Raw genomic sequence first — 24,471 nt, 5'->3', positions numbered from 1 at the left:
CCCTCCAATCGAGACGAATCAGAACTTGGCGACGAAACCAAGATACCCGTAGCGACCGCGGACATCGTAGATGCCCGAGCCGCCGCCCACGCCGGTCAGGCCGAACGGAGGCTGCTGGTTACCGATATTGTCCACGCCAACATACAGGTTGAAGCGGTCGTTCACGTCGAGATCGACGCGTGCATTGTGATAGGACACGCTCGGATAGAACTGAACTGCCGCATAGTCCGCATTCTCCGGCGGACGACCCTGGAGACCGTTGAAGTCTTCATAGGTGTTCAGGTACATCTTGTCGATCCAGCGCAGCTCGTAGCCGAGCGTAACCTTGCCCACCTTCACGCTGCTGTTGATCCGGAACTCGTTCTTCGGATCGTTCAACTCGCCCAGAAGGCGATTGATGCGATTCGGGTCTGCCGGGTTGGTGAAGTCGTCGCGCTGCAGCGTCCGGGTATAGATCCCCATCAGGTTCACCGTACCCCAGTCGAAGGTGTGACGATAGTTCACGTTGGTGTCGATGCCACGTGCCTTGAGGCGCGCGAAGTTGAGCGTCGATTGCAGGAGCGATCCTTCCAGGATCTGGAAGGGGACCTCACCCCGCGGACCGCCATTCGCGCCGGCGCGCTGGAACAGGCCGCAGAACGGATTGTTCAAAGTGGCCTGATCGTAGCACTGGTTGGCGATTGTCTGTGCAGCGACCGACGAGATCACGTTTTCAACGTTGATGTCGTAATAGTCGACCGACACCGAGAAGCCGGGCAGGAAGCGCGGCTCGAAGATGCCGCCGATCGTGTAGCTGGTGGAGGTTTCCTCCTGCAGGCCGGGATTGCCGCCGCTGACGATCTCAAGCGACTGCACATAGACAAAGTCGTAGCCCGCCGGGCGGCCCGCCGCGTTGCAGTTGGCCGCGCGCGTCGACGAACCGGTCGCGATGTTGCGGTCCGAGCAGGGGTCGACGAAGCCAGGCGCAAAGTTCTGGCTCTGCGACGAGTAGAGTTCCGACAGGTTCGGCGCGCGCACCGAGCGCGAATAGTTACCGCGGAACCTCAGGTCGGGGATCGGCGCCCAGTTGATGCCCGCATCCCAAGCGAACACCGTTCCCGTACGGCCCTTGTAGTTTGCGACACGGCCTGCGCCGCTGAGGGTCAGGTCGTGGAAGAACGGCGTCTCGCGGAGCAGCGGGATGCTGAGTTCGCCGAACGCTTCTTTCACCTCGAACGCCGGCGAGGTGAATTCCGGGATCGCATTATAGAACGCGTAGCCGGCCTGCGTCAGGTCATCGAGGTCGTAGAAGTTGGTTTCGCGGCGATATTCCGCGCCGACAGAGAAGCCGATCGGACCGCCCGGCAGTTCGAACAGCTGGCTGAGATCGCCCGAAACGAAGCCGGAGGCAACGAACTGAGTGATCTTGCCCTGCGCCGTCGACGGTACGGTCAGGTAGTTGCGTGCCGCCTGCGACGAAGAACCGTCACCGAACGGGTTGAGCGGAACGCAAGCGGCAACATCCTGCGCGAGGATCGCGGCATCGTCCACATAGGGGATGCGCGCAGCCGGATCGATCTTCGAACGGCAAACGATCTGACCCGTCGAGTCTCGAACGGTATCAAGCGCGAGCAGATAGCGCTGGATGTTGATGTTGCCGGTGATCAGGTTCTTTTCTTTGTGCTCGCCATAGTTGACCGAAACTTCGTAGTTCCAGTCATCGTTGAAGTCGCCACGAACGCCGCCGACGGCGCGATATGTTTCACGCGTGATGCGCTCGTCGCGGATGCCGAGTTCGACCCAGTTCTTGCGGAGCGAGAAGCGAGTGGCGTTAGTGGGAGTACCACCGCCTGCGCGGATCTGCGCTTCGATCACCGACCGCGCCTGCGCGCTCAGATAGGGATTGTCGAGGCGCGGGCGCTCGCGGTTGTTCGCCGGATCGTCGCCGAGGGTGGTGCCCTGCGAGAAGAACGGGCCGCTCTGCGAACCGAAGGCGCGCGCGCGAACATATTTTGCTTCTACGAACGGCACAAAGGCCGGGCTGACATCGAAATGGCCGATCAGGTTGACCGACACGCGCTCAAGATCCGGCGACAGGGTCAGCAGGCTGCCCTCGCGGCCCGAATAGCCGTTGCCGCCGATGAAGCTGCCGTTCGGCCCGATGCCGACGCGAGTCCCGGTTTGCGAGATCAGTGAACCGTCCGGCTGGAACAGGAAGCCGCAGGTGAAGGCAGCGTTGGCGCTATCGCGGCCACAGGCTCCGGTCGGGCTGGCGAAGCCAAGCTGGCCGCCGGTCGAAATGGTCGACGAACGGATGTCGCGATAGAAGGTCCGATCGGGAACGCCATCGGAGCCGTTGGTGGAGCCGGCCGGATCGGTGTCGGTGATGACGAAACCGTTGTTCTGACGCAGATTGGGGCGGCCCGAACCGAAATAAGCCGACTGATGGGCATATTCGACGTTGAGGGCGACATTGCCGCGGCCTTCGGCGAAGTTCTTGCCGACGAGCGCCGAAACATATTGGTTGCCCGCGTCGCGATAGTCGACGTTCGCGCCAGCCTGACCTCGCAGCTGAATGCCGTCATAATCCTGCTTGAGGATGAAGTTGACGACGCCGGCGATCGCGTCCGAACCATAGACCGAAGAGCGGCCGCCGGTACGGATATCCACCGACTGGATAAGGTCGGTCGGGATCGTGTTGATGTCCGGCGAAACGCCGTTGACGAGGATGTCGCCTGCGACATGGCGGCGGCCATTGACGAGCACCAGCGTACGCTGCGAGCCCAGGCCGCGCAGATCGAGCAGGTTCAGACCGCGCGTGCCAAGGAAGCGGGTGGAGTTCTGCTGGCTGTAGGTGTTGCGAAGCTGCGGCAGGTCATTCAGCACGTCGCCGACGGAGATCTGGCCGGTTTCAAAAAATTCTTCGCCCGAGATGCTGGTGATCGGGGAGGTCGATTCCAGGTTTGGCTGCCGAATGCGCGATCCCGTGACGAGGATCGCCTCATCTTCGGCTTGCGGCTTCTGGCTGCTAGCGGTTGCATCTTCCGACTGGGCGAATGCCGCCTGCGGGAGAAGGGCTGCTACGCTTGCAAGCGCGGTTGCCCCGAGGAGATAGGAAAGTTTCATGGAGTGCCCCTCCAGGCTTGATGCCTGATGGACACAATTCATCCCCCAGCGCACGAATCTTACAAGGGGCTTGGTAATCCTGGGTTCATGTTTGTGCCCTGTCGTTGCAACCATGCAACAGGTGTCGCAATGATATTTCCCCCGACGGAGGAACGACGCCGTTTTGTAACAAGAGCGAAAAAACAGCAGCCGCGGATTCCTCCGCGGCCGCAAATTTTACCCATCGTGAAATGCGCTTAGCCGCGCTCGATGCACATCGCGATACCCATGCCGCCGCCGATGCACAGCGTCGCCAGTCCCTTCTTGGCGTCGCGCTTCTGCATTTCGTGGACGAGGGTGGTGAGGATACGGGCGCCCGATGCGCCGATCGGGTGGCCGATAGCGATGGCGCCGCCGTTCACGTTCACCTTGTCCGCATCCCAGCCGAGCTCCTTGCCGACCGAAAGCGCCTGCGCCGCAAATGCTTCGTTGGCTTCGATCAGGTCGAGGTCGGCGATCGTCCAGCCAGCCTTTTCCAGTGCCTTCTTGCTCGCTGGCACCGGGCCGATGCCCATGATCGACGGATCCACACCGGCGCTTGCCCAGCTCTTGATGGTCGCCAGGATCGGGGCGCCGCGCTTTTCGGCTTCCTCGCGCGACATCAGGACGAGTGCCGCCGCACCGTCGTTCAGGCCCGACGCATTAGCGGCGGTGACGGTGCCGTCCTTCTTGAAGGCCGGGCGCAGGCCGGAAACGCTCTCCACCGTCGCGCCGGCGCGGATATATTCGTCATCGGCGACCACGGTCTCGCCCTTGCGGGTCTTGATCGTGACAGGCGCGATCTCGTCCTTGAAACGGCCGTCGGCGCGGGCCTTTTCCGCGAGATTCTGCGAGCGGACTGCGAACGCGTCCTGGTCGGCGCGGGTCACCTGATACTGCTCGGCGAGATTTTCCGCAGTGATGCCCATGTGATAGCCGTTGAACACGTCGGTCAGGCCGTCCTTGATCATCGTATCGACCAGGCTGAGATCGCCCATCTTGGTGCCCGGGCGGAGCGACTGGGCGTGCGTGCTCATCGACATCGATTCCTGACCGCCCGCGACGATGATCTCGGCATCGCCGTTGCGGATCGCCTGGAAGCCCAGGGCCACCGCGCGCAGGCCCGAGCCGCAGACCTGCTGCACGCTCCATGCCGGCACTTCCTTGGGCACGCCCGCGTTCATCGATGCTTGGCGGGCGGGGTTCTGGCCCTGCGCGGCGGTGAGCACCTGGCCGAGGATCACTTCGGAGACTTCGTCGCCCTTCACCCCGGCGTCGGCAAGCGCTGCTTCGATCGCAATGCGCCCCAGCTCGTGCGCGGGGGTGGCGGCGAAGGCGCCGAGAAAGCTGCCCACGGGGGTACGCTTGGCGGCGGTGATCACGACGTCGGTCATGCTGGTCTCCTGGGTGTGTTTGCCCGCTATCTAGTGCGGGGCAGGGCGGTTAGCCAGTCCGCAAGCGGCTCCCAGACTGCGCGACGGGCACGGCCGCCGACGATCATGCCGACATGGCCCATCGCCATTTCCCGCACCGTGCCAATCCGCGCGGCGCTCGCCGCGGGCACGATGCGATCGGTGGTCGAAATCAGCGACAGCACCGGCAGGTTCAGCGCTTCGGGGTGCACCGGCGCCCCGGCCACCTGCCACCGCCCGCGGCCCGGCAAGTCGGCCGAAAGGAAGTCGTCGAACAGCTGCCGCCCGGTGCCGAAGGTAAGCGGTGCGCCGCCATTGGCCCAATCCTCGAGCACGACAAACGCCCGCGCTTCCGGATCGCCGGGCTGCAGCCGGCCGAAGCGTTCGTACTTCAGGATCGTGCGGCGGGGATCGAGCTGCCAAAATCCGGCCTGCAGCACTTCCATCGGCACCAGCCCCAGCCGTTCGCACGCCGGATGAGCCTGGGCCCACAAGGCGGCCATGCTCTCCAGGCCCGCGCCATAGCCGGCAAAGTGCCAGGGCGCGGCGATTGTCACCAACCCGGCGGCCTCCAGCCTCTGTGCTGCGGCGATCGCCATCGTGCCGCCCAGGCAATAGCCCGCCAGCACCGGCGGCTGCGGCAGCTGGCGCAGCAACGGCAGCAGCAACTGCTCGACATGGCCGGTCACGTCGAGGTCGCGTTCCGCCGGGGACGGCGTTCCCCAATCGACCAGCAGCGGACGCACGCCCTGGCGCGAGAGCCAGCGCAGCAGCGAATTGCCGCGTGCCAGATCTAGCACCAATGGCGGGTTGATCAGCGACGGCACGAACACCACTGGCCGGCCCCGCCCGCCATAATCGCGCAGCACGGCGCGGCCGGCGCTGGCGATCACCGGCTTTTCGGGCCTCGGCAGAGGGCGCAGCGCCCGCTGATAAGCCGTCAGTCCGGCCAGCGCCGCCGCGCGTCTTTCGGGGGACGTTGCCGTTTCGCTGCGCAGCAATGCAAGAAAAAGCGGCAAAGGACGCGGTCCGTGTTGCGACGCGACAGAAACTGTAGTTAGGTACTGATCTGTCACGCGCGGGGGTTCCCATGAAGAAAGCTGCACCTGGAAACGGGCCGGTCATCATTAAGAAATATGCGAACCGCCGTTTGTATAATACCGAGACCTCGTCCTACATCACGCTCGAGCATCTCGCTGCGATGACGCGCGAAGGCCGCGACTTCAAGGTCGTCGACGCCAAGACCGAGGAGGACATCACCCACAACGTCCTCACCCAGATCATCATGGAGGAGGAATCGCGCGGGCAGACGATGCTGCCGGTGAATTTCCTGCGCCAGCTGATCTCGCTGTACGGCGATTCGATGCAGGCGATGGTGCCGGGCTACCTTGAAGCATCGATGGACAGCTTTCGCCGCAACCAGGAACAGTTCAAGTCGGCGGTGGAGGGCGCGTTCGCCAATTCGCCCTTCGCGGAAATCGCCAAGCGCAACATGGCGATGTTCGAAGCCGCCGCCAGCGCCTTCCAGCCCGGCGGCGCAATGCACCCGCCGGCGCCGGCAGCACCGGCCCAGCCTGGCGCTGGCGAGTCTAGCGACAACGACGTTTCGACGCTGAAGGCGGAGCTCGCCAAGCTGCAGGAAAAGATCGAGAAGCTCGGCAAGTAACATGAACGGGGCGCTCGCGGCGCTGCTGCTGCTCGGGCTGGCCCCCTTGGGCGATCCGAAGCAGCGGCTGGTCGAGCCGCAGGGGCAGCTGTTCGCCAGAGCGGAGGCCGAGATCGCGCTGAAGACGGCGGTCTTCCAGCGAAAGGTGGGGCGCGAATTCGCCGAGTGGGACGTTGATCTCGAACAGGGCGTGATCCGCTTCATCGGCCGAGCCCGTGCCTATAGCGCGCCCGTCCAGGTGATCGGCACCTACAACACGCTCGACGGCACGTTCCTCTGGGGGTGGGATCATCCCTCGGTGCCGGCGGCGTTAGGGACCAATGCGCGGCTGGCGCGGCAGTTCGCCACGCGCCACGCGCTGCCCCTGTTCATGACGCGGAAGGTGGCCTGCACCGAGCAACAGGCATGGCAGTTCACCGCCGTTGCCCTGTATCTGGCCGATGCCCAGGGTGCCTATCGTGCGCGCATCGGCACCACCTGGGTGTTTCTGACGTTCGGCGAGCTCACGTTGCAATCAGTCCAACGCTAGACCGCTTCTCCCCTCCTCGCCGACCAGCAGCGAGGAGGGCGCGCCGTGCGGTCTCAGGGTTTGCGGAACTTCAGCGTCATGCGGTCGCTCTCGCCGATCGCCGCATATTTGGCCCGGTCCTGGTCCTTCAGGGCATAGGTGGGCGGCAGCGTCCACACGCCGTCCGGCCAGTCGGCGGTATCGGCCTTGTTGGCATTGACTTCCGACGCACCCACGAACTCGAAGCCGGCAGCCTCCGCCAAGCGGCGGACGGTGGACACCTTGATATAGCCGCTGCTCGTCTCGCGCTCGCTGCTGGCATTTTCGGGCAGACGATGGTCCTCGATGCCAAGGATGCCGCCCTTCTTCAGCATGGCATACATCTGCTTGAACGCTTCGGCCGAATAATCCTGGCGATCGCGCTGATAGCCCATCCGCCAGTTATGAACGTTGCGGAAGGTGAGCACCACGTCGGCAGTGCCGTCGGGCACCTTGGCCTGACCTTCGGCCGACGGGAAGCTTACGACGCGGATCGGACCATACAGGCCAGCGTCCTTTGCCTTCAGCGCATCCAGTCCCCGGGTGCCGTTGTTCGGCACCGCCGCATACAGCGTTCCCTTGCCGCGGGTCAGCGGCGCGAGGATTTCGGTGTACCAGCCGCCGCCAGGCCAGATTTCCACCACGGTGTCGCCCGGCTTCACCCCGAAAAAGGCGAGCGTTTCGGCCGGGTGGCGATATGGGTCGCGGGCGGTATTGGCAGGGCTCCGGCTCGGTGCGGCGACGGCCGCCTCGATCGCCGGGTTCTTTGCTGCGGGCTGTTGGGCGGAGACGCCGACAACGGCGAGTGCGGTCGTCGCGGCAGCGATGCCGATAAGGCTGTGGCGCATTGAATAAAGCTCCCTGGTAGCTGCCGGGGAGTTTGGAGCAACAAGGTGACGATGCAACTACAATTTTGGGGCGCGGCGGGGGCGGCGGTGGTGGTGGCGCTGGTGAGCGGAGTGGCCGAGCATCGCCGCCGCCGGCGACGTGATCTGGAGCGGGTAGGGCTGATGCCGTGGATGGCGATCCAAATGGCGGCCCTGTTTGCGGCGCTGGTGCTGGCCAGCGTGGCGCTCAACAGCCAGTAAGAACGTGCGATGGCGCGGAGCGGGATCCACGTTCAGAGGCACGCCTCCAGCAGCGCGTGGTCGAATCCGAACTGGCGTGCCTTGTCGAGCGTGTAGGGGCGCAGCCCCATCGAGCGATATTCGCCAATGATCTTTCCATCGGTGCCTTCGTCCAGATATTCGAACCGGAACAGCTCCTGGGTGACGATCACCGGGCCTTCCATGCCGATTACCTCGGTGATGTTGGTCACCCGGCGGCTGCCGTCGCGCAGGCGCTTCACCTGAACGATCAGGTCGACCGAATCGGCGATCTGGCGGCTGATCGCTTCCTTGGCCACCTTGATGTCTGACATCATCACCATGTTCTCCATCCGGGCCAGCGCCTCGCGCGGGCTGTTCGAGTGGAGGGTGCACATCGACCCGTCGTGACCGGTGTTCATCGCGGAGAGCAGGTCGAAGCACTCGGCGCCGCGGATCTCGCCTAGGATGATGCGATCGGGGCGCATGCGCAGTGCGTTCTTCACCAGATCGCGGATGGTGATCTCGCCCTGGCCCTCCAGATTCGGCGGACGGGTTTCGAGCGGCAACCAGTGCGGCTGCTGCAGTCTCAGCTCCGCTGCGTCCTCGATCGTCAGCACACGCTCGCCGGGATCGATCATCTTGGAAATGGCATTGAGCATCGTCGTCTTGCCCGAGCCGGTGCCGCCGGAAATGACGATGTTGAAACGGCTGGCACCGGCCACCTTCAGCACGGTGGCCATTTCTTCCGACATCGATCCACCGCGCGCCATCATGTCGAGCGTAATCGGCTTCGCGGAAAATTTGCGGATCGAGATGGCGGTGCCGCGCAGGCTCAGCGGCGGCACGATGACGTTGACGCGGCTGCCGTCCTTCAGCCGCGCATCGGCGAGCGGCGTGGTCTGGTCCACCCGGCGACCGACCGAATTGCAGATGCGTTGCGCGACCTGGAACAGATGCTCCTCATCGCGGAACTGGACATTGGCGAGCTCCAGCTTGCCGCGCCGTTCGACATAGGTCTGTTCGGGACCGTTGACCATGATGTCGCTCACCGCAGGATCGGCTAGGAGCTCCTCGAGCGGGCCGAGGCCCAGCAACTCGTCGATCAGCACCTTTTCCAGCGCGAATTGCTCGCGACGGTTGAGCGTCAGGCGCAGCTCGGCGAGCACTTCGCCGATGATCGGGCGGAATTCCTCCGCGAGCTCGTCCTTGGTCAGCGTCGCTGCAGCCTCGGCATCTACCCGCTCCAGCAGTCGGGGCAGCACCTGCTCCTTGATTCGATGGACCGAGGCTTCGAACCCTTCATTGCGGGCACTGCCGGCCTCCGCCGAGGCGGACTGGCGATCGGCGAGGCGTTGCAGCGCATCGGTGCTGGCGGTCGACGGTGCGGGGCTGGCCGAGGGCACGGGCTCGAAGCTGTTGCCGAATGCTGTGGATGAAGCGCGCGACACCACCCCGCCTTGCATCGGCCGGGCCACACCGAAGCCTGCACGCCCGGCGCTGCCACTTGCCATGCCACCGCGACGTCCGAACGCGTTCATCGACACTTTTTCATCCCACCTGAGGCCCGAACCCTATAGATGGTGGGACTTGCGATTTGCCTAATTGCCGTAGGGCGCAAAGGGGAGACGGTGGCGATGGCGTACCGCTGGGTTTGGACGTTGGCACTGTTGCTCGCCGCACCGGCGCAGGCGCAGGAGACGGATCCGCTGGCGTGGCTTACCGGCTATTGGTGCACGGCGGGCGATGGCGGCAGCCAGACCTGCGAACAATGGGCGCCGACCCGCGGCGGCGTGAAGCTGGCCACCGCGCAGACCGTGCGCGGCGGGAAGAGCGGCTTTGTGGAGTTCCTGTCGATCAGCGTCGACGGACAGGCCGTGGCGCTGGAGGTGCTATCGCCCGGCGGCGGCCCGGCGGGAACGTTCCGCGCGGTACGCCACGCGCCTCAGGGGGTGACGTTCGAAAACCCCGCGCATGATTATCCGCAGCGAATCCACTATTGGCGCGAAGGCGATATTCTGCACGCCGAGATCATGAAGCTGGATGGCAGCAAGCCCAGTCGCTGGGACTATCGGCTGCGGCGCCCCTGAAGAGCGTGTCGCTTATTCCGCGCGTTCGGCCAGCACGGTCAGGCCGCGCTCGTTGACCTCGGCGAAACCGCCCTCAACGCGGATCAGCTCAGGCGTGGTCGCGCCTGCCTTGTAGACTTCGATATTGCCGTCGCGGATCGTAGACATGATCGGCGCATGGCCCTCGAGCACGCCGAAGTCACCCTCGCTGCCGGGGACGACGACCATATGGACTTCTTCCGAGCGGACGAGGCGTTCCGGGGTGACGAGTTCGAAGTGCAGCATGTTCTCTATCCTAAGCCCCTCCCCTTTAGGGGAAGGGTTGCGGTGGGGGGCACCGCCCCTGCGTCGGTATTCGTGGGGTTACGGGACGCTCGCTTGCGCTCGCGCCCCACCCTCAACCCCTCCCCTAAAGAGGAGGGGGTAATAGTCCTTACGCCTCGTCGGCGAGCTTCTTGGCCTTGGCGATCGCGTCGTCGATGCCGCCGACCATGTAGAAGGCCGCTTCCGGCAGATGATCATACTCACCGTCGACCACCGCCTTGAACGAGCGCACCGTGTCTTCCAGCTGCACAAAGGCGCCCGGAATGCCGGTGAACACTTCGGCGACGTGGAACGGCTGCGAAAGGAAGCGCTGGATCTTGCGGGCGCGGGCGACGGTCAGCTTATCCTCTTCGGAAAGCTCGTCCATGCCCAGGATCGCGATGATGTCCTGCAGCGACTTGTACTTCTGCAGGATCGCCTGCACCGCACGCGCCGTTTCGTAATGCTCCTGGCCGACGATGCGCGGCTCGAGGACGCGGCTGGTCGAGTCGAGCGGGTCCACGGCCGGGTAGATGCCGAGTTCCGAAATCGCGCGGTTGAGCACGGTCGTGGCGTCCAAGTGGGCGAACGAGGTTGCCGGTGCCGGATCGGTAAGATCGTCGGCGGGCACGTACACGGCCTGCACCGAGGTGATCGAACCCTTGTTGGTCGAGGTGATCCGCTCCTGGAGCGCGCCCATGTCGGTCGACAGGGTCGGCTGATAACCCACGGCCGACGGAATACGGCCGAGCAGTGCCGACACTTCCGCGCCCGCCTGGGTGAAGCGGAAGATGTTGTCGACGAAGAACAGCACGTCCTGACCTTCGACGTCGCGGAAATATTCGGCGATCGTCAGGCCCGAAAGGGCGACGCGCGCACGGGCGCCCGGCGGCTCGTTCATCTGGCCATAGACCAGGGCGACCTTCGAACCTTCGGTGATGGCGTTACCTTCGGCGTCCTTGGCGATAACGCCTGCGTCGAGGAACTCGTGATAGAGATCGTTGCCCTCACGGGTACGCTCGCCCACGCCCGCGAACACGGAGGTGCCGCCATGGCCCTTTGCGATGTTGTTGATCAGCTCCTGGATGAGCACGGTCTTGCCCACGCCGGCGCCGCCGAACAGGCCGATCTTACCGCCCTTCGCGTACGGCGCGAGCAGATCGATCACCTTGATGCCGGTGACGAGAATCGCGCTGTCGGTCGACTGCTCGATGAACTCGGGCGCCTTGGCGTGAATCGGCGCGCGCAGATCGGTGCCGACCGGGCCGCGCTCGTCGATCGGTTCGCCGACGACGTTGAGAATGCGGCCGAGCGTCGCCGGGCCCACCGGAACCTGGATCTGGTTGCCGGTGTCGGTGACGGTCTGGCCGCGGGTCAGGCCCTCGGTCGAGTCCATCGCGATCGTGCGGACGGTGTTCTCGCCCAGGTGCTGTGCGACTTCCAGAACTAGGCGCTGGCCGTTGTTCTGGGTCTCCAGCGCCGAAAGAATCGCCGGCAGGTTGTTGTCGAACGTCACGTCGACGACCGCGCCGATCACCTGGCTGATGCGGCCCACATTGTTGGTGCCCGTAGCGGGGCGATTGAGTTCAGCGGCGGTTGCCATCGTCTGCTTCCTTGCGGCTTCTAGCTGTTGGCCGGGGCACTAGCCCCGGTTCGAGAGAATGTCACGGTGATGCGGTTCAGCCCGGCACCCAGATCGGGCGCGGGCGTGCGGCGCAGCCGGATAGCGGCGCCGTCGACCGTCTTGGTCAGGTCCTTGCCGGCGACCAGCGCCTCGGCGACGTCGCGCGCGCCGGGCAGGCCCAGCACCCGAAACGCGTTGACGATCATCTCGCCAAGCGCCTTGGCCGCCGCTTCGCCTTGGTCGGGCTGGCGCAGATCGAGTCGATAGTCGAGCGTGTCGAGGCGGTCCTTGTCGCCCCGCACGATGATCGTCACCGCGTTTGGGTGATCGGTAGGCTTCAGATCGAGCGCGGTGGGCATCGATTCGGCGACCCGCCCGCCTGGCCGCGCACGATAGTCGCCGATGCGCGCGCCGGTACGGTTCAGCACGTCGATCGCATTGGCGGGATCGCGCCAGAATTCCGGCCAACCCTTTTCGAACACCACCGGAATCGGGGAGGCCGTGGGGGTTGCCGCCGGTGTGGGAGTCGCTTCCGCCGGTTGCGGCTGCGCAGCCGGCTTGCATGCGGCAAGCAGACCGACCAGCGCGACCGGGAGGGCGACCCGCGCGAGCATCAGAGCGCTTCGGCGCCCGAGATGATTTCCACCAGCTCGGTGGTGATCGCAGCCTGACGCGACCGGTTATATTCGATCGTCAGACGATTGATCAGGTCGCCGGCGTTGCGCGTGGCGTTATCCATCGCGGTCATCGATGCGCCCTGTTCGCTGGCCTGGTTTTCCAGCAGCGCCTTGAAGATCTGCACCGTCAGGTTGCGCGGCAGCAGATCGGCGAGGATCGTTTCCTCATCGGGCTCATACTCGACCGAAGCCCCTGCGCTCGCCACCGTCGTCTCCGGCACCGAGACCGGGATCAGCTGCTGCTCGGTCGGGAGCTGCGCCAGCGCCGAGCGGAAGTGCGAGTAGAACAGCGTCGCCACATCGAACTCGCCCGCGAAGAAGCGGTCGGTCACGTCCTTGGCAATGGCGCGGGCTTCATCATAGCCGGGCGTCCGAACACCGGTGGTGTCGAACTGGCCGACGATCATGCCAGGGAAGGTACGGGCGATCACTGCACGGCCCTTGCGGCCGACGAGGTAGAACTTCACCGTCTTGCCCTCGGCGATCAGCGTGCGCGCCTTGAGCACCGCGGCCTTGACGATGTTGGCGTTGAACGCACCTGACAGGCCCTTGTCGCCATTGGCGACGAGCAGCAGGTGCGTGTCCGCCTCGCCGGTGCTGGCCAGCAGGCGGGGGGCGTTGTCACTGGCCCCGACCTTGCTCGCCAGGCTGGCTACCACGCCCTCGAGGCGCTGTGCATAGGGACGCGCGGCTTCTGCGGCGGCTTGCGCCTTCCGCAGTTTCGCCGCCGCGACCATCTGCTTGGCCTTGGTGATCTTCTGGGTCGACTTGACCGAGGCGATCCGGCCCTTGAGTTCCTTGAGGCTGGCCATCCGGCAGCGGTCCTTTAGGCGAAGGTCTTGGTGAAGGCGTCGAGCACGGCCTTCACCTTGTCCCGCGTGTCATTCTCGAACGCTTTGGTGGTGCGGATCTCGTCCAGCACCGCAGCGTGCTGCGAACGGAAATGTGCGAGCATCGCGGCTTCGAAGCGAACCACGTCCTTCACAGCGACCTGATCGAGGTAGCCGTTGGTGCCGGCGAAGATCGAGATGGTCTGCTCTTCGAAGGGCAGCGGGCTGAACTGCGGCTGCTTGAGCAATTCGGTCAAACGTGCGCCACGATTCAGCAGCTTCTGGGTCGAGGCGTCGAGGTCCGAACCGAACTGCGCGAACGCGGCCATTTCGCGATACTGGGCCAGCTCGAGCTTGATCGAGCCCGACACCTTCTTCATCGCCTTGGTCTGCGCCGACGAACCCACGCGCGACACCGACAGACCGACGTTGATGGCCGGACGGATGCCCTGGTAGAACAGGTTCGTTTCGAGGAAGATCTGGCCGTCGGTGATCGAGATCACGTTGGTCGGGATGTAGGCCGATACGTCGCCTGCCTGGGTTTCGATGATCGGCAGCGCGGTCAGCGAACCATTGCCATTGGCGTCGTTCATCTTCGCAGCGCGCTCGAGCAGGCGGCTGTGGAGATAGAACACGTCGCCCGGATAGGCTTCGCGGCCCGGCGGACGGCGGAGCAGCAGCGACATCTGGCGATAGGCGACGGCCTGCTTCGAAAGATCGTCATACACGATCACGGCGTGCATGCCGTTGTCGCGGAAGAATTCGCCCATCGCGCAGCCGGTATAGGGCGCGAGGAACTGCAGCGGAGCGGGCTCCGAAGCGGTCGCGGCGACGACGATCGAGTACTCCATCGCGCCATTCTCTTCGAGCTGGCGGACGATCTGCGCGACGGTCGAGCGCTTCTGGCCGATCGCGACGTAGATGCAGAACAGCTTCTTCTTCTCGTCGTCCGACGCGTTCGGGCCCTTCTGGTTGATGAAGGTGTCGATCGCGACAGCGGTCTTGCCGGTCTGGCGGTCGCCGATGATCAACTCGCGCTGGCCACGGCCGATCGGCACCAGGGCGTCGATGGCCTTGAGGCCGGTCTGCACCGGCTCGTGCACCGACTTGCGCGGGATGATGCCCGGCGCCTTCACTTCAACGCGGCGACGCTCGGTATATTCGATCGGGCCCTTGCCATCGATCGGGTTGCCCAGGCCGTCGACGACGCGGCCGAGCAGGCCACGGCCGACGGGGACGTCCACGATCGTGCCGGTGCGCTTGACGGTGTCGCCTTCCTTGATCTCGGCGTCCGAGCCGAAGATCACGACGCCGACATTGTCGGCCTCGAGGTTGAGCGCCATGCCCTGCACGCCATTGGCGAATTCGACCATCTCACCGGCCTGGACATTGTCCAGCCCGTGGATGCGCGCGATGCCGTCGCCGACGGACAGCACCTGGCCGATTTCCGAAACCTGCGCTTCGGTGCCGAAATTGGCGATCTGGTCCTTGATGACCTTCGAGATTTCTGCGGCGCGGATATCCATCTTCTTAGCCTTCAGCCTTTCATCGCGTGCGCGAGGGAGTTCAGTCGGGTCTTGATCGACGAATCGATCATCTGGCTGCCGATCTTCACGACCAGGCCGCCGAGCAGCGAGGGATCGACCGAAAGGTCGACGGAAACATCGCGGCCGATGCGGGTGCGGAGCTGCGCCTTCAACGCATCAATCTGTTCGGCATCGAGCGGGTGCGCCGAAGTGACTTCCGCCGTCGTCTCGCCGCGATAGCCGGTGGCCAGCGCGCGGAAGGTGCGGATGACCGCGGGCAACTGTGCCAGACGGCGGTTCTCGGCGAGCACGCCGAGGAACTTGGTCGTCGTCGCATCCAGGCCCATCGCGCCCGCCGCAGCGGCCACCGCCTTGCCGGCATCCTTGCGGCCGATCAGCGGGCTAGTGGTCAGCGCCTTGAACTCAGGCGATTCGTCGAGCGCCGCGCGCACCTTGGCGAGGCTGGCTTCGACGGCCTCGATGGCCTTGGCGTCACGTGCCAGTTCGAACAGCGCGGTTGCGTAGCGTCCGCTTAGGCTTGCCTGAATACCGCCGGAATTCTCCACGCGATTCGTTTCCTCTCGGAGGGTCGGAAGTGACCCCATGCACAAAAGGGGGGCGACGCATACTGCGCCCCCGATGGGTTGCGGGGCTGCTAGCATCGCGATTGCGGGGATGCAACCCGAGTCCCCGAAACGTCATAAGCCATTTTCGGACGGGTCTCGACGCCGCCACGAAACGCCCAAGAAAAAGGCGGACGGGGCACCGTCCGCCTTCGAAATTCTGCAGCATTGATGCGCTGCCCAGCCACCGATTCCGTAGGCGAACCAACGGCGGACGTGGCGCACCGGTCGCTACGCCGCCGATGTCTCGCCGATCGGCGGCAGGACCGTCAGCGTGCGCGGCCGCCCTGGCCGCCGCCCTGGCCACGATTGCCGCCGCTGCCCGCCGGGCGGGCATGGAACTTGCGCTTCGGCGCGCCCGGACCGCGACCTGCGCCGACGCCGGCACCGGCATGGCCCGCACCTTCCTGGCGCCGGGGCTGCTCACCGCGCGGACCGCCTTCGGCCCGGCGCTGCTCGCCGCCACGGGGCGCATCGCTGCGGGGACCGCCACGACCGCGACCGCCCGGCTGGCCGTCGCCACGACGACCCGAGGCATGCTGCATCGCGCGGCCGTTGCGGCCGTTCTGCTCGTCACGGCTTGCGGGCATCGGCGAACGCGTCGACTTGATCTTGTCCGCCTCGGCCATGAAGTTTTCCGGCAGCGGCTGCACGATCAGCTTCTGACGGGTCAGCTTCTCGATGTCTTTCAGATATGGACGCTCGTCGTCGGCGCAGTAGCTGATCGCGATGCCGTCAGCGCCGGCGCGCGCGGTGCGGCCGATGCGATGGACATATTGCTCCGGCACATTCGGCAGCTCGAAGTTGAACACATGGCTCACCCCCGACACGTCAATGCCGCGCGCGGCGATATCGGTCGCCACCATCAGCTTGACCTTGCCCGAGCGGAATTCGCCCAGCGCCCGTTCGCGCTGCGGCTGGCTCTTGTTGCCGTGGATCGCGTTGGCGGCGATGCCGTTGCCGGCGAGCAGTCGCACGACGCGGTCGGCACCGTGCTTGGTGCGGGTGAAGATCAGCGCGCGATCGATATCCGGATTGCGCAGCTGCATCGTCAGCAGCGCCTGCTTCTCCGCCTGATTAACGAACGTGACGAACTGCTCGACGCGCTCCGCGGTGGTGGCGACCGGAGTCACCTTCACTTCCACCGGATTGTGGATGAACTGGCTGGCCAGCTCGCGGATCGACTTGGGCATGGTCGCCGAGAAGAACAGCGACTGGCGCTTGGCCGGCAGCTCCTTCACAATGCGGCGCAGGGCATGAATGAAGCCGAGGTCGAGCATCTGGTCGGCTTCGTCGAGCACCAGGATCTCGATGCCGAGCAGGATCATGTAGCACTGGTCGAGCAGGTCGACGAGGCGGCCCGGGGTGGCGACCAGAATGTCGACGCCGCGCGCCAGATCGGTCTTGTTCTTGTGGACCGAGGTGCCGCCGAACACGGTGGCGATGCGCAGGCCGGTGCCGCTGGCATAATGGCGGGCATTGTCGGCGATCTGCGCGGCGAGTTCACGAGTCGGCGCGAGGACGAGCATCCGGCAGCCGCGAGGCTGGGCGCGCTTGCCGCTGGCGATCAGGCGGTCGATCGACGGGAGCATGAACGCTGCGGTCTTGCCGGTGCCGGTCTGCGCGATGCCCAGCAGGTCGCGACCTTCGAGGAGCGCGGGGATCGACTGCGCCTGAATCGGAGTCGCGTCGGTATAGCCCTTGGCGGCAAGCGCAGCCAGGACGGTCTCGGAAAGGCCGAGTTCTTTGAATTGCATTGGAAAACCTTATAGATGCGGCCGGCGCGCGCACGTCTGAAAGGCGCGCGAAGGCGGGGTCAACGAAGTGACGCCCCGCGTGATTTGGGAAGCCGTTAAATCATCGAGGCAGAGCCGTGCGGAGCCTTCCCATGATAGGGCGCGCCGCCGATCACGCTGCTTTGAAGCCTCGGTGCAGCGCGGCATATGGCAGTGATGCTGCCCTGCGTCAAGGAGCGGCGCGCCATTGAGGCGGCGTTAACCCCGATTTGCGATGCTGGCCGTTCCGCAAAGGGAACGAACGCTGGTGCTGGTCGCAAGGCTTGAAGTCTGGGGAAGCATGGACGCCCGGGGTGCTGTGCGCTTCCTCGTCCAACGTGAAACCACCGTGCGGGGGATGGACGGCCGCCCTTTCGATGCCGTGGTGGAGAATTTCTCGCGCACCGGCTTCCTGTTCGTCGCCGACGTTGCGCTGCCGCCGGGCACGCTGATCTGGATCGGCCTGTCCGGCGCTGGGGCGCGTGAGGCGCGGGTGGTGTGGCGCGACGGCACGCGGCACGGCTGCGAATTCCTGATGCCGCTCGGCCGACGCGACCTGCAGCGCGCGTTTCGCGGGCAGGACGTGGTGCTGGCCGAACTAGAGGCGCGGCTGCGCGGCGAACCGCCCGAACAGGGCTGAGCCGCTTTGGACGCAAGCCACGGGATGCGGCGGCGGGGCGAACGGCCTAAGGTCTCAGAATGACCGATGTTCTCCCGTCCGAAGATGCCTGCTGGGCCGCGTTCGAAGCGCGGGACCGTGCGCAGGATGGCCGCTTCTTGGTCGCGGTGATCACCACGCGGATCTACTGCAAGCCGAGCTGCCCGGCGCGGCGGCCGCGGCGCGCGCATGTCCGCTTCTATGCCGATGGCGCGGCAGCGGCGGCGGCGGGGTTCCGCCCGTGCCTGCGCTGCCGGCCTGACGAAGTCGCGCGCGATGCTGCGGCAGTCGCCCGTGCCGCCGCGCTGATTGCCGCGGCGGAGGAGCCAATCGGGCTGGAGGCGCTTGCGGCAGCGGTGGGCTATGCGCCGCATCACTTCAATCGGCTGTTCAAGCGCGCCACCGGGGTGACGCCCGCCGCCTATGCGCGGGGCCTACGCGCGCGGCGGATGGCAGCGGCGCTGGAGGAGGAGGCGAGCGTGACGCAGGCGATCTACGCAGCTGGATATGGCGCGCCCAGCCGGTTTTACGAACAGGCCGATGCCCGGCTGGGCATGACGCCCAGCGCCTGGCGGGCGGGCGGCGCGGGGGTGACGATCGGCTGGACGATTGCGGCGACGAGCCTGGGCCCGCTGCTGATCGCCGCAACCGAAAAGGGATTGTGCCGCGTCGCCTTCGACGAGGATGAAGCCGCGCTCGCCCGACGCTTCCCGGCGGCAGAGGTGGTGCCGGGCGGCGACCCGCTGGCGACGCTCGCGGGGCAGGTGGTGGACGCAGTCGAGCGGCCCGGCCGCCATGCGAACCTGCCGCTCGACGTCCAGGGCACGGCGTTTCAGGAAGCCGTATGGCAGGCGCTGCGCGCGATACCGCCGGGCGAGACGCGCAGCTATGCGCAACTCGCGGCGATGGCCGGTGCGCCGGCGGCGGTGCGCGCGGCGGGCACGGCATGCGGCGCGAATCCGGTCGCAATCCTCGTCCCGTGTCACCGCGCTCAACGTGGCGACGGCAGCATGGGCGGCTATGCCTATGGTCTCGACCGCAAGCGTGTGCTGCGCGCTCGCGAAGGAGTGCGCGAGCGCAAGTGACGCCTATTCGTTCGGTGCGTCCGAGCAGCGATAGACGAGCTTCTCGTTATAAGCCTGGGGCAGCGCTGCGCGGATCGATTGCTGCAGGCTTGCCAGGCTCGCTCGCTTCGCCTGATCCGCCGTGCACTGGTTGACCGGCGCGGCCGGGCGCACTTCGCGCACGCGCTGCATGTCGGCGGCGGAGAGCAGATAACGGGTTTCGCTATAGGTTGCGGTATCGGGGTCGAATTCGCGGATCGAGACGGTCTGCTCGTCTTCCGGCACCACCACGCGCTGCCAGCGCCGGCCCGATTCAGCATATTGAGTGCCGCCGTCGAAGCATCCGTCCGGTCCGGCATTGATCCGCACTGGGGGCGTCGCGGAGACAGTGATGCGGCTGCGTTCGGGCACGATCGTGCACAGCAACGGCCCCTTCGCCGCGCCCGGCGGCACCCGCGCTTCCGCGCTGCTGTTGCCGTCAGCCGGCGTAGCGACGCTCGCTTCGTCGAAGCTTGGGCGCATCACGAACAGCGCCACCGCGCCCAGCAGCAGCACGCCTCCGCCTACGGCAGACCAGATGCCGGGGCGTTGCTGGTCGCGCGACAAGAGCAGGCCCGCTGCGCCCAGCGCCAGCGCGCCGAAGACCAGCAGCACCGCCGCGCCCGCCATATAGGTTTCGCGCGTAGATTCATTCGCCGTACGCGCCTTGTCGATCGCGGCTTCGCGCGCGCGGGCCGCGGCGGATTCGGCCATGGCGATGCGCGCCGCGGCGTCGGCCCGGTCCTTTTCCTCTGCGCTTCGGTCGAGCGCCATGCGCTGTTCGACGCTGATGCACGGCGATTCCACCACTACCACCGGCTGCTTGGCGTCGCGCAGGAACGCGGTGAGCTCGGCATCGGAAATGGCGAAGGCGAAGGTGGCGTCTCCCTCCTCGGCATTGGTGATCGCCGAATTGACGCCGAGCACCCGGCCGCAGGCGTCGAGCAGCGGCCCGCCCGAATTTCCCCGTGCGATATTGGCGGTGTGGAGCAGCACCGAAATGCCCTCCAGGGTACGCGTGCCGGCAAAGCCGCCCTGCGAGCGCACCGGCGATTGCGGGGTGATGAAGTCCGCCGCAGACCGCGCTGTGGCAACGTCGACATTGCCTGGATACCCGAGCGCGATCAGCGCCTCACCATCGGTGACTGCGCCATTGTACAGCGCCAGCGGCGGCAGCTTCGCGCCGGTGAATTCGATCAGCGCCAGGTCGCGCTGCGTGTCGATCGCGATCAGCTTGCCCTGGAACGACTTGCTGCCCTCGGAGGGCACCACGCCGATCACGACATTGCCCGGATAGCGCGAGGCGAGTTCGACGACATGGGCGTTGGTGACGATCCGGTTTGGCGCCACTGCAAAGCCGCTGCCATGGCCGAAACCGACCACTTCGTCGTCGGCGACTGCGATCGTGACGATGCGCACCACGCCGCGCCCCGCCGCAGAGATGTCATCGGCATGCGCCGGCGCGATTGCGGCGAACAGCATCGCCACCAGCAAGATCATCTGCCGCATCTGCGCAAAGTGCCGTCCCAAACCCATGGCGTGCGCTTTCGGCGAAAAGCGGCGGCGGTTCAAGCGGGCGCGCGCCGGATCGGCATCGCTATTTCGGCGATGCATCCTCGACCGCGGTGGCGGCCGGCGCATGCGCGTCTGCAGGCGCGCTTTTCAGCTGGGCGTCGATCGTGTCGATCAGCTTCGCTGCCGCCTCGCCCATGCCGGAGGCATGCGGATCATAGGTCAGCACCAGCAGCAATTCGCGCGCCTCCGCCAGCTTGCCGCTGGCCACCAGCATGGTCGCGGCTTCCATCCGCAGCCCGCGATCCTGGGGCGCGAGTTCATAGGCGCGGTACAGCCCGTCGCGCGCCACCTGTGGCGGCACCGCGCGCTGTGCGAGGTAGCTGCGAAAATAGAGAACGAGCGGGCGAGGGTCGTCGGTATCGAGCCGGTTGGCCCGCGCGATGGTGCGGCGGATCTCGGTCCAACTTTCCTTCTTCTCGTCCTTCGCCTCGACCGCCATCGCCATCAGCGTCATCGCGCGATAGCAATGCGCTTCCACCAGCGTGCCGTCGGCGGCGATCGCCCGGTCCGCCGCAGCAAGCGCGCCGGGATAATCCTTTGCATCGTACGCCGTTTCCGCCAGCACGCGCTGCACCCAGGGATCGTCGGGATAGCGGCTCGCCACCTTCTTGGCATCGGCGTAGACGTCGGGTGCCGTCTTCGGCCCTACGCCGCGTTCGGATCGGAAGCGCACAGGCAGGATCGCTGCTTCGCCCTCACGCAAGGGGCGGATTGCCACCGGCGGGATCGAGAGCAGCTCCGCCCGGATCGAATAGCCGTTGATCCTCGGCTTGCTGATGAAATGCTGCAGCTCGCGGTGCAGCGCGCGCAGGTCGCCGAACACCGCTGCGGCCTGTTCGGGCGTCTTGCGGTCCTGGGTGATGGCATTGAGATAAGCGCCGAACTGGCCTTTGCGCGAAGATTCGAACGTCAGATAATGCACCAGCGCCCAGCCGCGACCGTACAGCGCCTCCAGCTGGGTGCCGCTCAGCTTGCCCGCCGCTCCGCCCAGAATCCGTTCAATCGGCAACGGATTGCCGGTGAGCAGGCCCTGCGCGCGATAATTTGGCGCGCTGCCGAACAGGAGCGCGCCGTCCTTCTGGAACTTGGCGGTGGCGTTGAATTCGGCCCATCCCTCTACCACCCAAGAAGGCAGGGCGGCGTCCGGCCATGTGGTGAACATGAAGTGATGGGCGTATTCGTGGAACAGCACCATCTCGCCGGAGAGGGCGAGGGAATTTCCGGATTCTTCGCTGGAGCTCTCGGGCACGAACGCGACCGAGGCGCCCGCGCGCGGCATATAGGCGCCCGCGATGTAGCGATTGCCCATCAGGTCGCTCACGTCGCTCCGATCATCCAGCATGTACACGGTGACGCGCCCTGCTTTGCCGAGCGGCGTTTCCTTCACGCCGCGGGCGATGCGCAGCGCCTTGTCGAACTTCTCCAGCCGTTCGGCGTAGCGTCTCAGCTTGGGCTCAGGCAGATTCGAATAGACGACGAAATGCGTGGTTTCGGCAATTCGCCAGTCCGCCTGGGCCGGCGTCGCGACGAATTCAAAAAGAAACAGGCAAAGTACCGCAAACCAGCGTCTCATGAGTCCCCCGGAACTTGGGCACAGCCAAGCCTTGCTGCAGCCTATCTGCCGATTTCGCGTTGGGAAAGCGCGAAATAAGGACCAGCCCTCATACGAAGCTATAGGGATCCACGTCTACCGCCACGCGCACCCGCTGGCTCCAGCTAAGGCCGCCCAGCCAGTCGCGGATCACCTCCTGCACGGCGAAGCTGCGCCGCGCGTGGACGAGCAGCCGGAACCGGTGCCGCCCGCGCAGCATCGCCAGCGGTGCCGGCGCGGGGCCATAGACGTGCATCTCCGCCAGTTCGGGTGCGGCCCGGCCGATCATCCTCGCCGTTTCCTCCGCCGCCGCCTTGTCTTCGGACGAGACGATGATTGCGGCATATCGACCAAAGGGCGGCGCATCCGCTTCGCGACGCGATTCGGTTTCGGCGGCGTAAAAGGCTTCGGCATCGCCGGAAACGAGCGCCTGCATCACGCGAGCCTCGGGCGCATGCGTCTGGATGAACACCGTCCCCGGCTTCTCGCCGCGCCCGGCCCGGCCCGAGACCTGCATGATCTGCTGGAAGGTGCGCTCGGACGCGCGCAGGTCGCCGCCGTCGAGCCCGAGATCGGCATCGACCACGCCGACCAGCGTGAGGTTGGGGAAGTGATAGCCCTTGGTGACCAGCTGGGTGCCGACGACGATGTCGATCGCGCCATGCTCCATCCGCGACACGAACTCGGCCGCCTTGGCCGGGGACCAGAGCGTGTCCGAGGTGACGATCGCGGTGCGCGCCTCGGGCCACAGCGCCGCGACCTCGTCGGCGATCCGCTCGACGCCGGGGCCGCAGGCGACCAGCGTGTCGTCGGACTTGCATTCGGGGCACATGCTCGGCGTCGGCATGGTGTGGCCGCAATGGTGGCAGGACAGGCGGTGGAGCAGCCGGTGCTCGACCATCCATGCCGTGCAGTTCGGGCACTGGAAGCGGTGGCCGCAGTGGCGGCACAGCGTCAGCGGCGCATAGCCGCGCCGGTTGAGGAACAGCAGCGACTGTTCGCCGCGCTTGAGCGTCTCTTCGATCGCAGCGACCAGCCGCGGGGCGAGCCAGCGGCCGCGTTCCGGAGGCTCGCGGATCAGGTCGATCGCCTCGATCCTGGGCAGCTCGGCGGCGCCGTAGCGGCCGGGCAGCTTCAATTCGGCATAGCGGCCGACCTCGACCTGGTGCCGCGTCTCGATCGCCGGGGTGGCGGAGGCGAGGACGACCGGGCAGCGCTCGAACATGCCGCGCATCACCGCCACGTCGCGGGCGTGGTAATGCACGCCCTCTTCCTGCTTGAAGCTGGTCTCGTGCGCCTCGTCGACGACGATCAGGCCGAGCTTGGGATAGGGCAGGAACAGGGCCGAGCGCGCGCCTACCGTCACCAGCGCCTCGCCCCCGGCGATCGCGCGCCAGGCGCGGCGGCGCTCGGAGCTGCGCAGGCCCGAATGCCACGCGACCGGCTCGCAGCCGAAGCGGCGGGCGAAGCGTGTGAGGAACGGCTCGGTCAGCGCGATTTCGGGGAGCAGCACCAGCGTCTGCTTGCCGGCCGCGATCGCCTCGGCGACCGCCTCGAAATAGACTTCGGTCTTGCCCGATCCGGTGACGCCGTCGAGGAGGAAGGGCTGGAACGCGGCGGTCTCAACCGCGGTGCGCAAGCCCCCTGCCACCGCCGCCTGGGCCGGGTTGAGTTCCGGCGGGGCGAAAGCCGGGTCGGGCAGCGGATAGGGCGCTTGGGTGTCGACGGTCACCGCCTCGATCGCGCCGGTCTTCACCAGCCCGCGGATCACCGCGTCGGACACCTCGGCGATCGCGGCGAGTTCGCGCACCAGCCCCTGGCGCTCGCCGATCCGCTCCAGCGCCTGGGCGCGCTGCGGGGTCAGGCGATCGGGAACCTGGCCTGTCGCGCGATATTCGGTGATTGTCGGCGCCGCCTCGAACGCGGCCGAGGTTCGCAGGGTCATCGCCAGCACCGAAGAGGGCGGGGCGAGATAATAGTCCGCTGTCCATTCGATCAGTCGACGCACCGGGGCGGGGATCGGGGGCGCGTCGGCGACGGCGAGGATGGCACGAAGCCGGTTGTCGCCGATCTCCTCGGTCGGCAGCCGTTCGGGCTCCCACACGACACCGGCGAACTGGCGCGGGCCGATCGGCACGATCACGATGCTGCCCGGCGCGACTTCCATGCTCGACGGAACACGATAGTCGAGCGGCCCCAGAGCCGGATGGAGGACGAGAATGCGCGCGCGGGACATGATCGGCCCCTCATATGGGCATTTTCGGCGGAACGGGAATCCCGTATC

General features: G+C 66.1%; 21 protein-coding genes. 6 read left to right on the top strand and 15 right to left on the bottom strand.

Annotated features, from left to right (window positions below):
- Positions 1-18: 18 nt before the first annotated feature.
- The 3 genes from ACNFJ7_RS12220 to ACNFJ7_RS12210 all read right to left on the bottom strand — a co-directional run bounded on the left by ACNFJ7_RS12220 (position 19) and on the right by ACNFJ7_RS12210 (position 5,554).
- Complete coding sequence (locus ACNFJ7_RS12220) at positions 19-3,105, bottom strand: TonB-dependent receptor domain-containing protein (protein ID WP_019369018.1); 3,087 nt, start codon at positions 3,103-3,105, stop codon at positions 19-21.
- A gap of 236 nt (positions 3,106-3,341) precedes the next feature.
- The gene (locus tag ACNFJ7_RS12215; RefSeq protein ID WP_019369017.1) at positions 3,342-4,517 is read right to left on the bottom strand and encodes an acetyl-CoA C-acetyltransferase; all 1,176 of its coding nucleotides are present in this window, start codon (positions 4,515-4,517) and stop codon (positions 3,342-3,344) included.
- 26 nt (positions 4,518-4,543) lie between these two features.
- A complete protein-coding gene (locus tag ACNFJ7_RS12210; RefSeq protein ID WP_019369016.1) occupies positions 4,544-5,554 on the bottom strand; it encodes an alpha/beta fold hydrolase in 1,011 nt (336 codons plus the stop codon).
- Between the two features lie 71 nt (positions 5,555-5,625).
- Between ACNFJ7_RS12210 and phaR the strand changes: the two genes are divergently transcribed.
- Together phaR and ACNFJ7_RS12200 are read left to right on the top strand one after the other, a co-directional pair.
- Entirely contained in the window at positions 5,626-6,201 is a 576-nt protein-coding gene (gene phaR / locus ACNFJ7_RS12205; RefSeq protein WP_019369015.1) for a polyhydroxyalkanoate synthesis repressor PhaR, read from the top strand.
- Between the two features lies 1 nt (position 6,202).
- Positions 6,203-6,730, top strand: a complete 528-nt coding sequence (locus ACNFJ7_RS12200; protein WP_019369014.1) for a DUF6882 domain-containing protein — start codon at positions 6,203-6,205, stop codon at positions 6,728-6,730.
- A gap of 53 nt (positions 6,731-6,783) precedes the next feature.
- Here the strand turns inward: ACNFJ7_RS12200 and ACNFJ7_RS12195 are convergent, their stop codons facing one another.
- Positions 6,784-7,596, bottom strand: coding sequence for a class I SAM-dependent methyltransferase (locus ACNFJ7_RS12195; protein ID WP_019369013.1), 813 nt, complete (start codon positions 7,594-7,596; stop codon positions 6,784-6,786).
- 51 nt (positions 7,597-7,647) lie between these two features.
- Between ACNFJ7_RS12195 and ACNFJ7_RS12190 the strand changes: the two genes are divergently transcribed.
- Positions 7,648-7,836: a hypothetical protein gene (locus ACNFJ7_RS12190; RefSeq protein ID WP_019369012.1), complete on the top strand. Its 189-nt coding sequence runs from the start codon at positions 7,648-7,650 to the stop codon at positions 7,834-7,836.
- 32 nt (positions 7,837-7,868) lie between these two features.
- On the opposite strand, the gene ACNFJ7_RS12185 is transcribed toward ACNFJ7_RS12190, so the two are convergent.
- Entirely contained in the window at positions 7,869-9,374 is a 1,506-nt protein-coding gene (locus ACNFJ7_RS12185) for a CpaF family protein (RefSeq protein ID WP_019369011.1), read from the bottom strand.
- 96 nt (positions 9,375-9,470) lie between these two features.
- Between ACNFJ7_RS12185 and ACNFJ7_RS12180 the strand changes: the two genes are divergently transcribed.
- Positions 9,471-9,923, top strand: a complete 453-nt coding sequence (locus ACNFJ7_RS12180; protein WP_152997887.1) for a DUF6265 family protein — start codon at positions 9,471-9,473, stop codon at positions 9,921-9,923.
- A 12-nt stretch (positions 9,924-9,935) separates the two neighbouring features.
- Here ACNFJ7_RS12180 and ACNFJ7_RS12175 read toward each other — a convergent pair whose 3' ends face one another.
- The 7 genes from ACNFJ7_RS12175 to ACNFJ7_RS12145 form a co-directional block, all read right to left on the bottom strand.
- Positions 9,936-10,187: an ATP synthase F1 subunit epsilon gene (locus ACNFJ7_RS12175; protein ID WP_019369009.1), complete on the bottom strand. Its 252-nt coding sequence runs from the start codon at positions 10,185-10,187 to the stop codon at positions 9,936-9,938.
- 148 nt (positions 10,188-10,335) lie between these two features.
- On the bottom strand, positions 10,336-11,808 hold the full coding sequence (gene atpD / locus ACNFJ7_RS12170; protein WP_019369008.1) for a F0F1 ATP synthase subunit beta: 1,473 nt from the start codon (positions 11,806-11,808) through the stop codon (positions 10,336-10,338).
- 20 nt (positions 11,809-11,828) lie between these two features.
- Positions 11,829-12,443, bottom strand: coding sequence for a DUF6030 family protein (locus ACNFJ7_RS12165; protein WP_019369007.1), 615 nt, complete (start codon positions 12,441-12,443; stop codon positions 11,829-11,831).
- Entirely contained in the window at positions 12,443-13,318 is an 876-nt protein-coding gene (locus ACNFJ7_RS12160) for a F0F1 ATP synthase subunit gamma (RefSeq protein WP_019369006.1), read from the bottom strand. The genes ACNFJ7_RS12165 and ACNFJ7_RS12160 overlap by 1 nt, the downstream gene beginning before the upstream one ends.
- A 14-nt stretch (positions 13,319-13,332) precedes the next feature.
- Positions 13,333-14,862: a F0F1 ATP synthase subunit alpha gene (gene atpA / locus ACNFJ7_RS12155; protein WP_019369005.1), complete on the bottom strand. Its 1,530-nt coding sequence runs from the start codon at positions 14,860-14,862 to the stop codon at positions 13,333-13,335.
- An 11-nt stretch (positions 14,863-14,873) separates the two neighbouring features.
- Complete coding sequence (locus ACNFJ7_RS12150) at positions 14,874-15,428, bottom strand: F0F1 ATP synthase subunit delta (protein ID WP_019369004.1); 555 nt, start codon at positions 15,426-15,428, stop codon at positions 14,874-14,876.
- A 326-nt stretch (positions 15,429-15,754) separates the two neighbouring features.
- Positions 15,755-17,242, bottom strand: coding sequence for a DEAD/DEAH box helicase (locus tag ACNFJ7_RS12145; RefSeq protein ID WP_019369003.1), 1,488 nt, complete (start codon positions 17,240-17,242; stop codon positions 15,755-15,757).
- A gap of 319 nt (positions 17,243-17,561) precedes the next feature.
- On the opposite strand from ACNFJ7_RS12145, the gene ACNFJ7_RS12140 reads away from it, so the two are divergent.
- Together ACNFJ7_RS12140 and ada are read left to right on the top strand one after the other, a co-directional pair.
- The gene (locus ACNFJ7_RS12140) at positions 17,562-17,900 is read left to right on the top strand and encodes a PilZ domain-containing protein (protein WP_160327964.1); all 339 of its coding nucleotides are present in this window, start codon (positions 17,562-17,564) and stop codon (positions 17,898-17,900) included.
- 59 nt (positions 17,901-17,959) lie between these two features.
- Positions 17,960-19,003: a bifunctional DNA-binding transcriptional regulator/O6-methylguanine-DNA methyltransferase Ada gene (gene ada, locus ACNFJ7_RS12135; RefSeq protein WP_019369001.1), complete on the top strand. Its 1,044-nt coding sequence runs from the start codon at positions 17,960-17,962 to the stop codon at positions 19,001-19,003.
- A gap of 3 nt (positions 19,004-19,006) precedes the next feature.
- Here ada and ACNFJ7_RS12130 read toward each other — a convergent pair whose 3' ends face one another.
- The 3 genes from ACNFJ7_RS12130 to ACNFJ7_RS12120 form a co-directional block, all read right to left on the bottom strand.
- Positions 19,007-20,557: a S1C family serine protease gene (locus ACNFJ7_RS12130; RefSeq protein WP_236704514.1), complete on the bottom strand. Its 1,551-nt coding sequence runs from the start codon at positions 20,555-20,557 to the stop codon at positions 19,007-19,009.
- Positions 20,558-20,618: 61 nt separating this feature from the next.
- Positions 20,619-22,169 carry a hypothetical protein gene (locus ACNFJ7_RS12125; protein ID WP_019368999.1) on the bottom strand — a complete coding sequence of 517 codons (1,551 nt, stop codon included), beginning with the start codon at positions 22,167-22,169 and terminating at the stop codon, positions 20,619-20,621.
- Between the two features lie 88 nt (positions 22,170-22,257).
- Entirely contained in the window at positions 22,258-24,423 is a 2,166-nt protein-coding gene (locus ACNFJ7_RS12120) for a primosomal protein N' (RefSeq protein WP_019368998.1), read from the bottom strand.
- Positions 24,424-24,471 lie beyond the last annotated feature (48 nt).

Origin of the sequence: Sphingomonas sp. HT-1 (genome assembly GCF_048568905.1) — a bacterium.
Classification (GTDB): Bacteria; Pseudomonadota; Alphaproteobacteria; order Sphingomonadales; family Sphingomonadaceae; genus Sphingomonas.
This window is presented reverse-complemented; position numbering and strand designations above follow the sequence as displayed.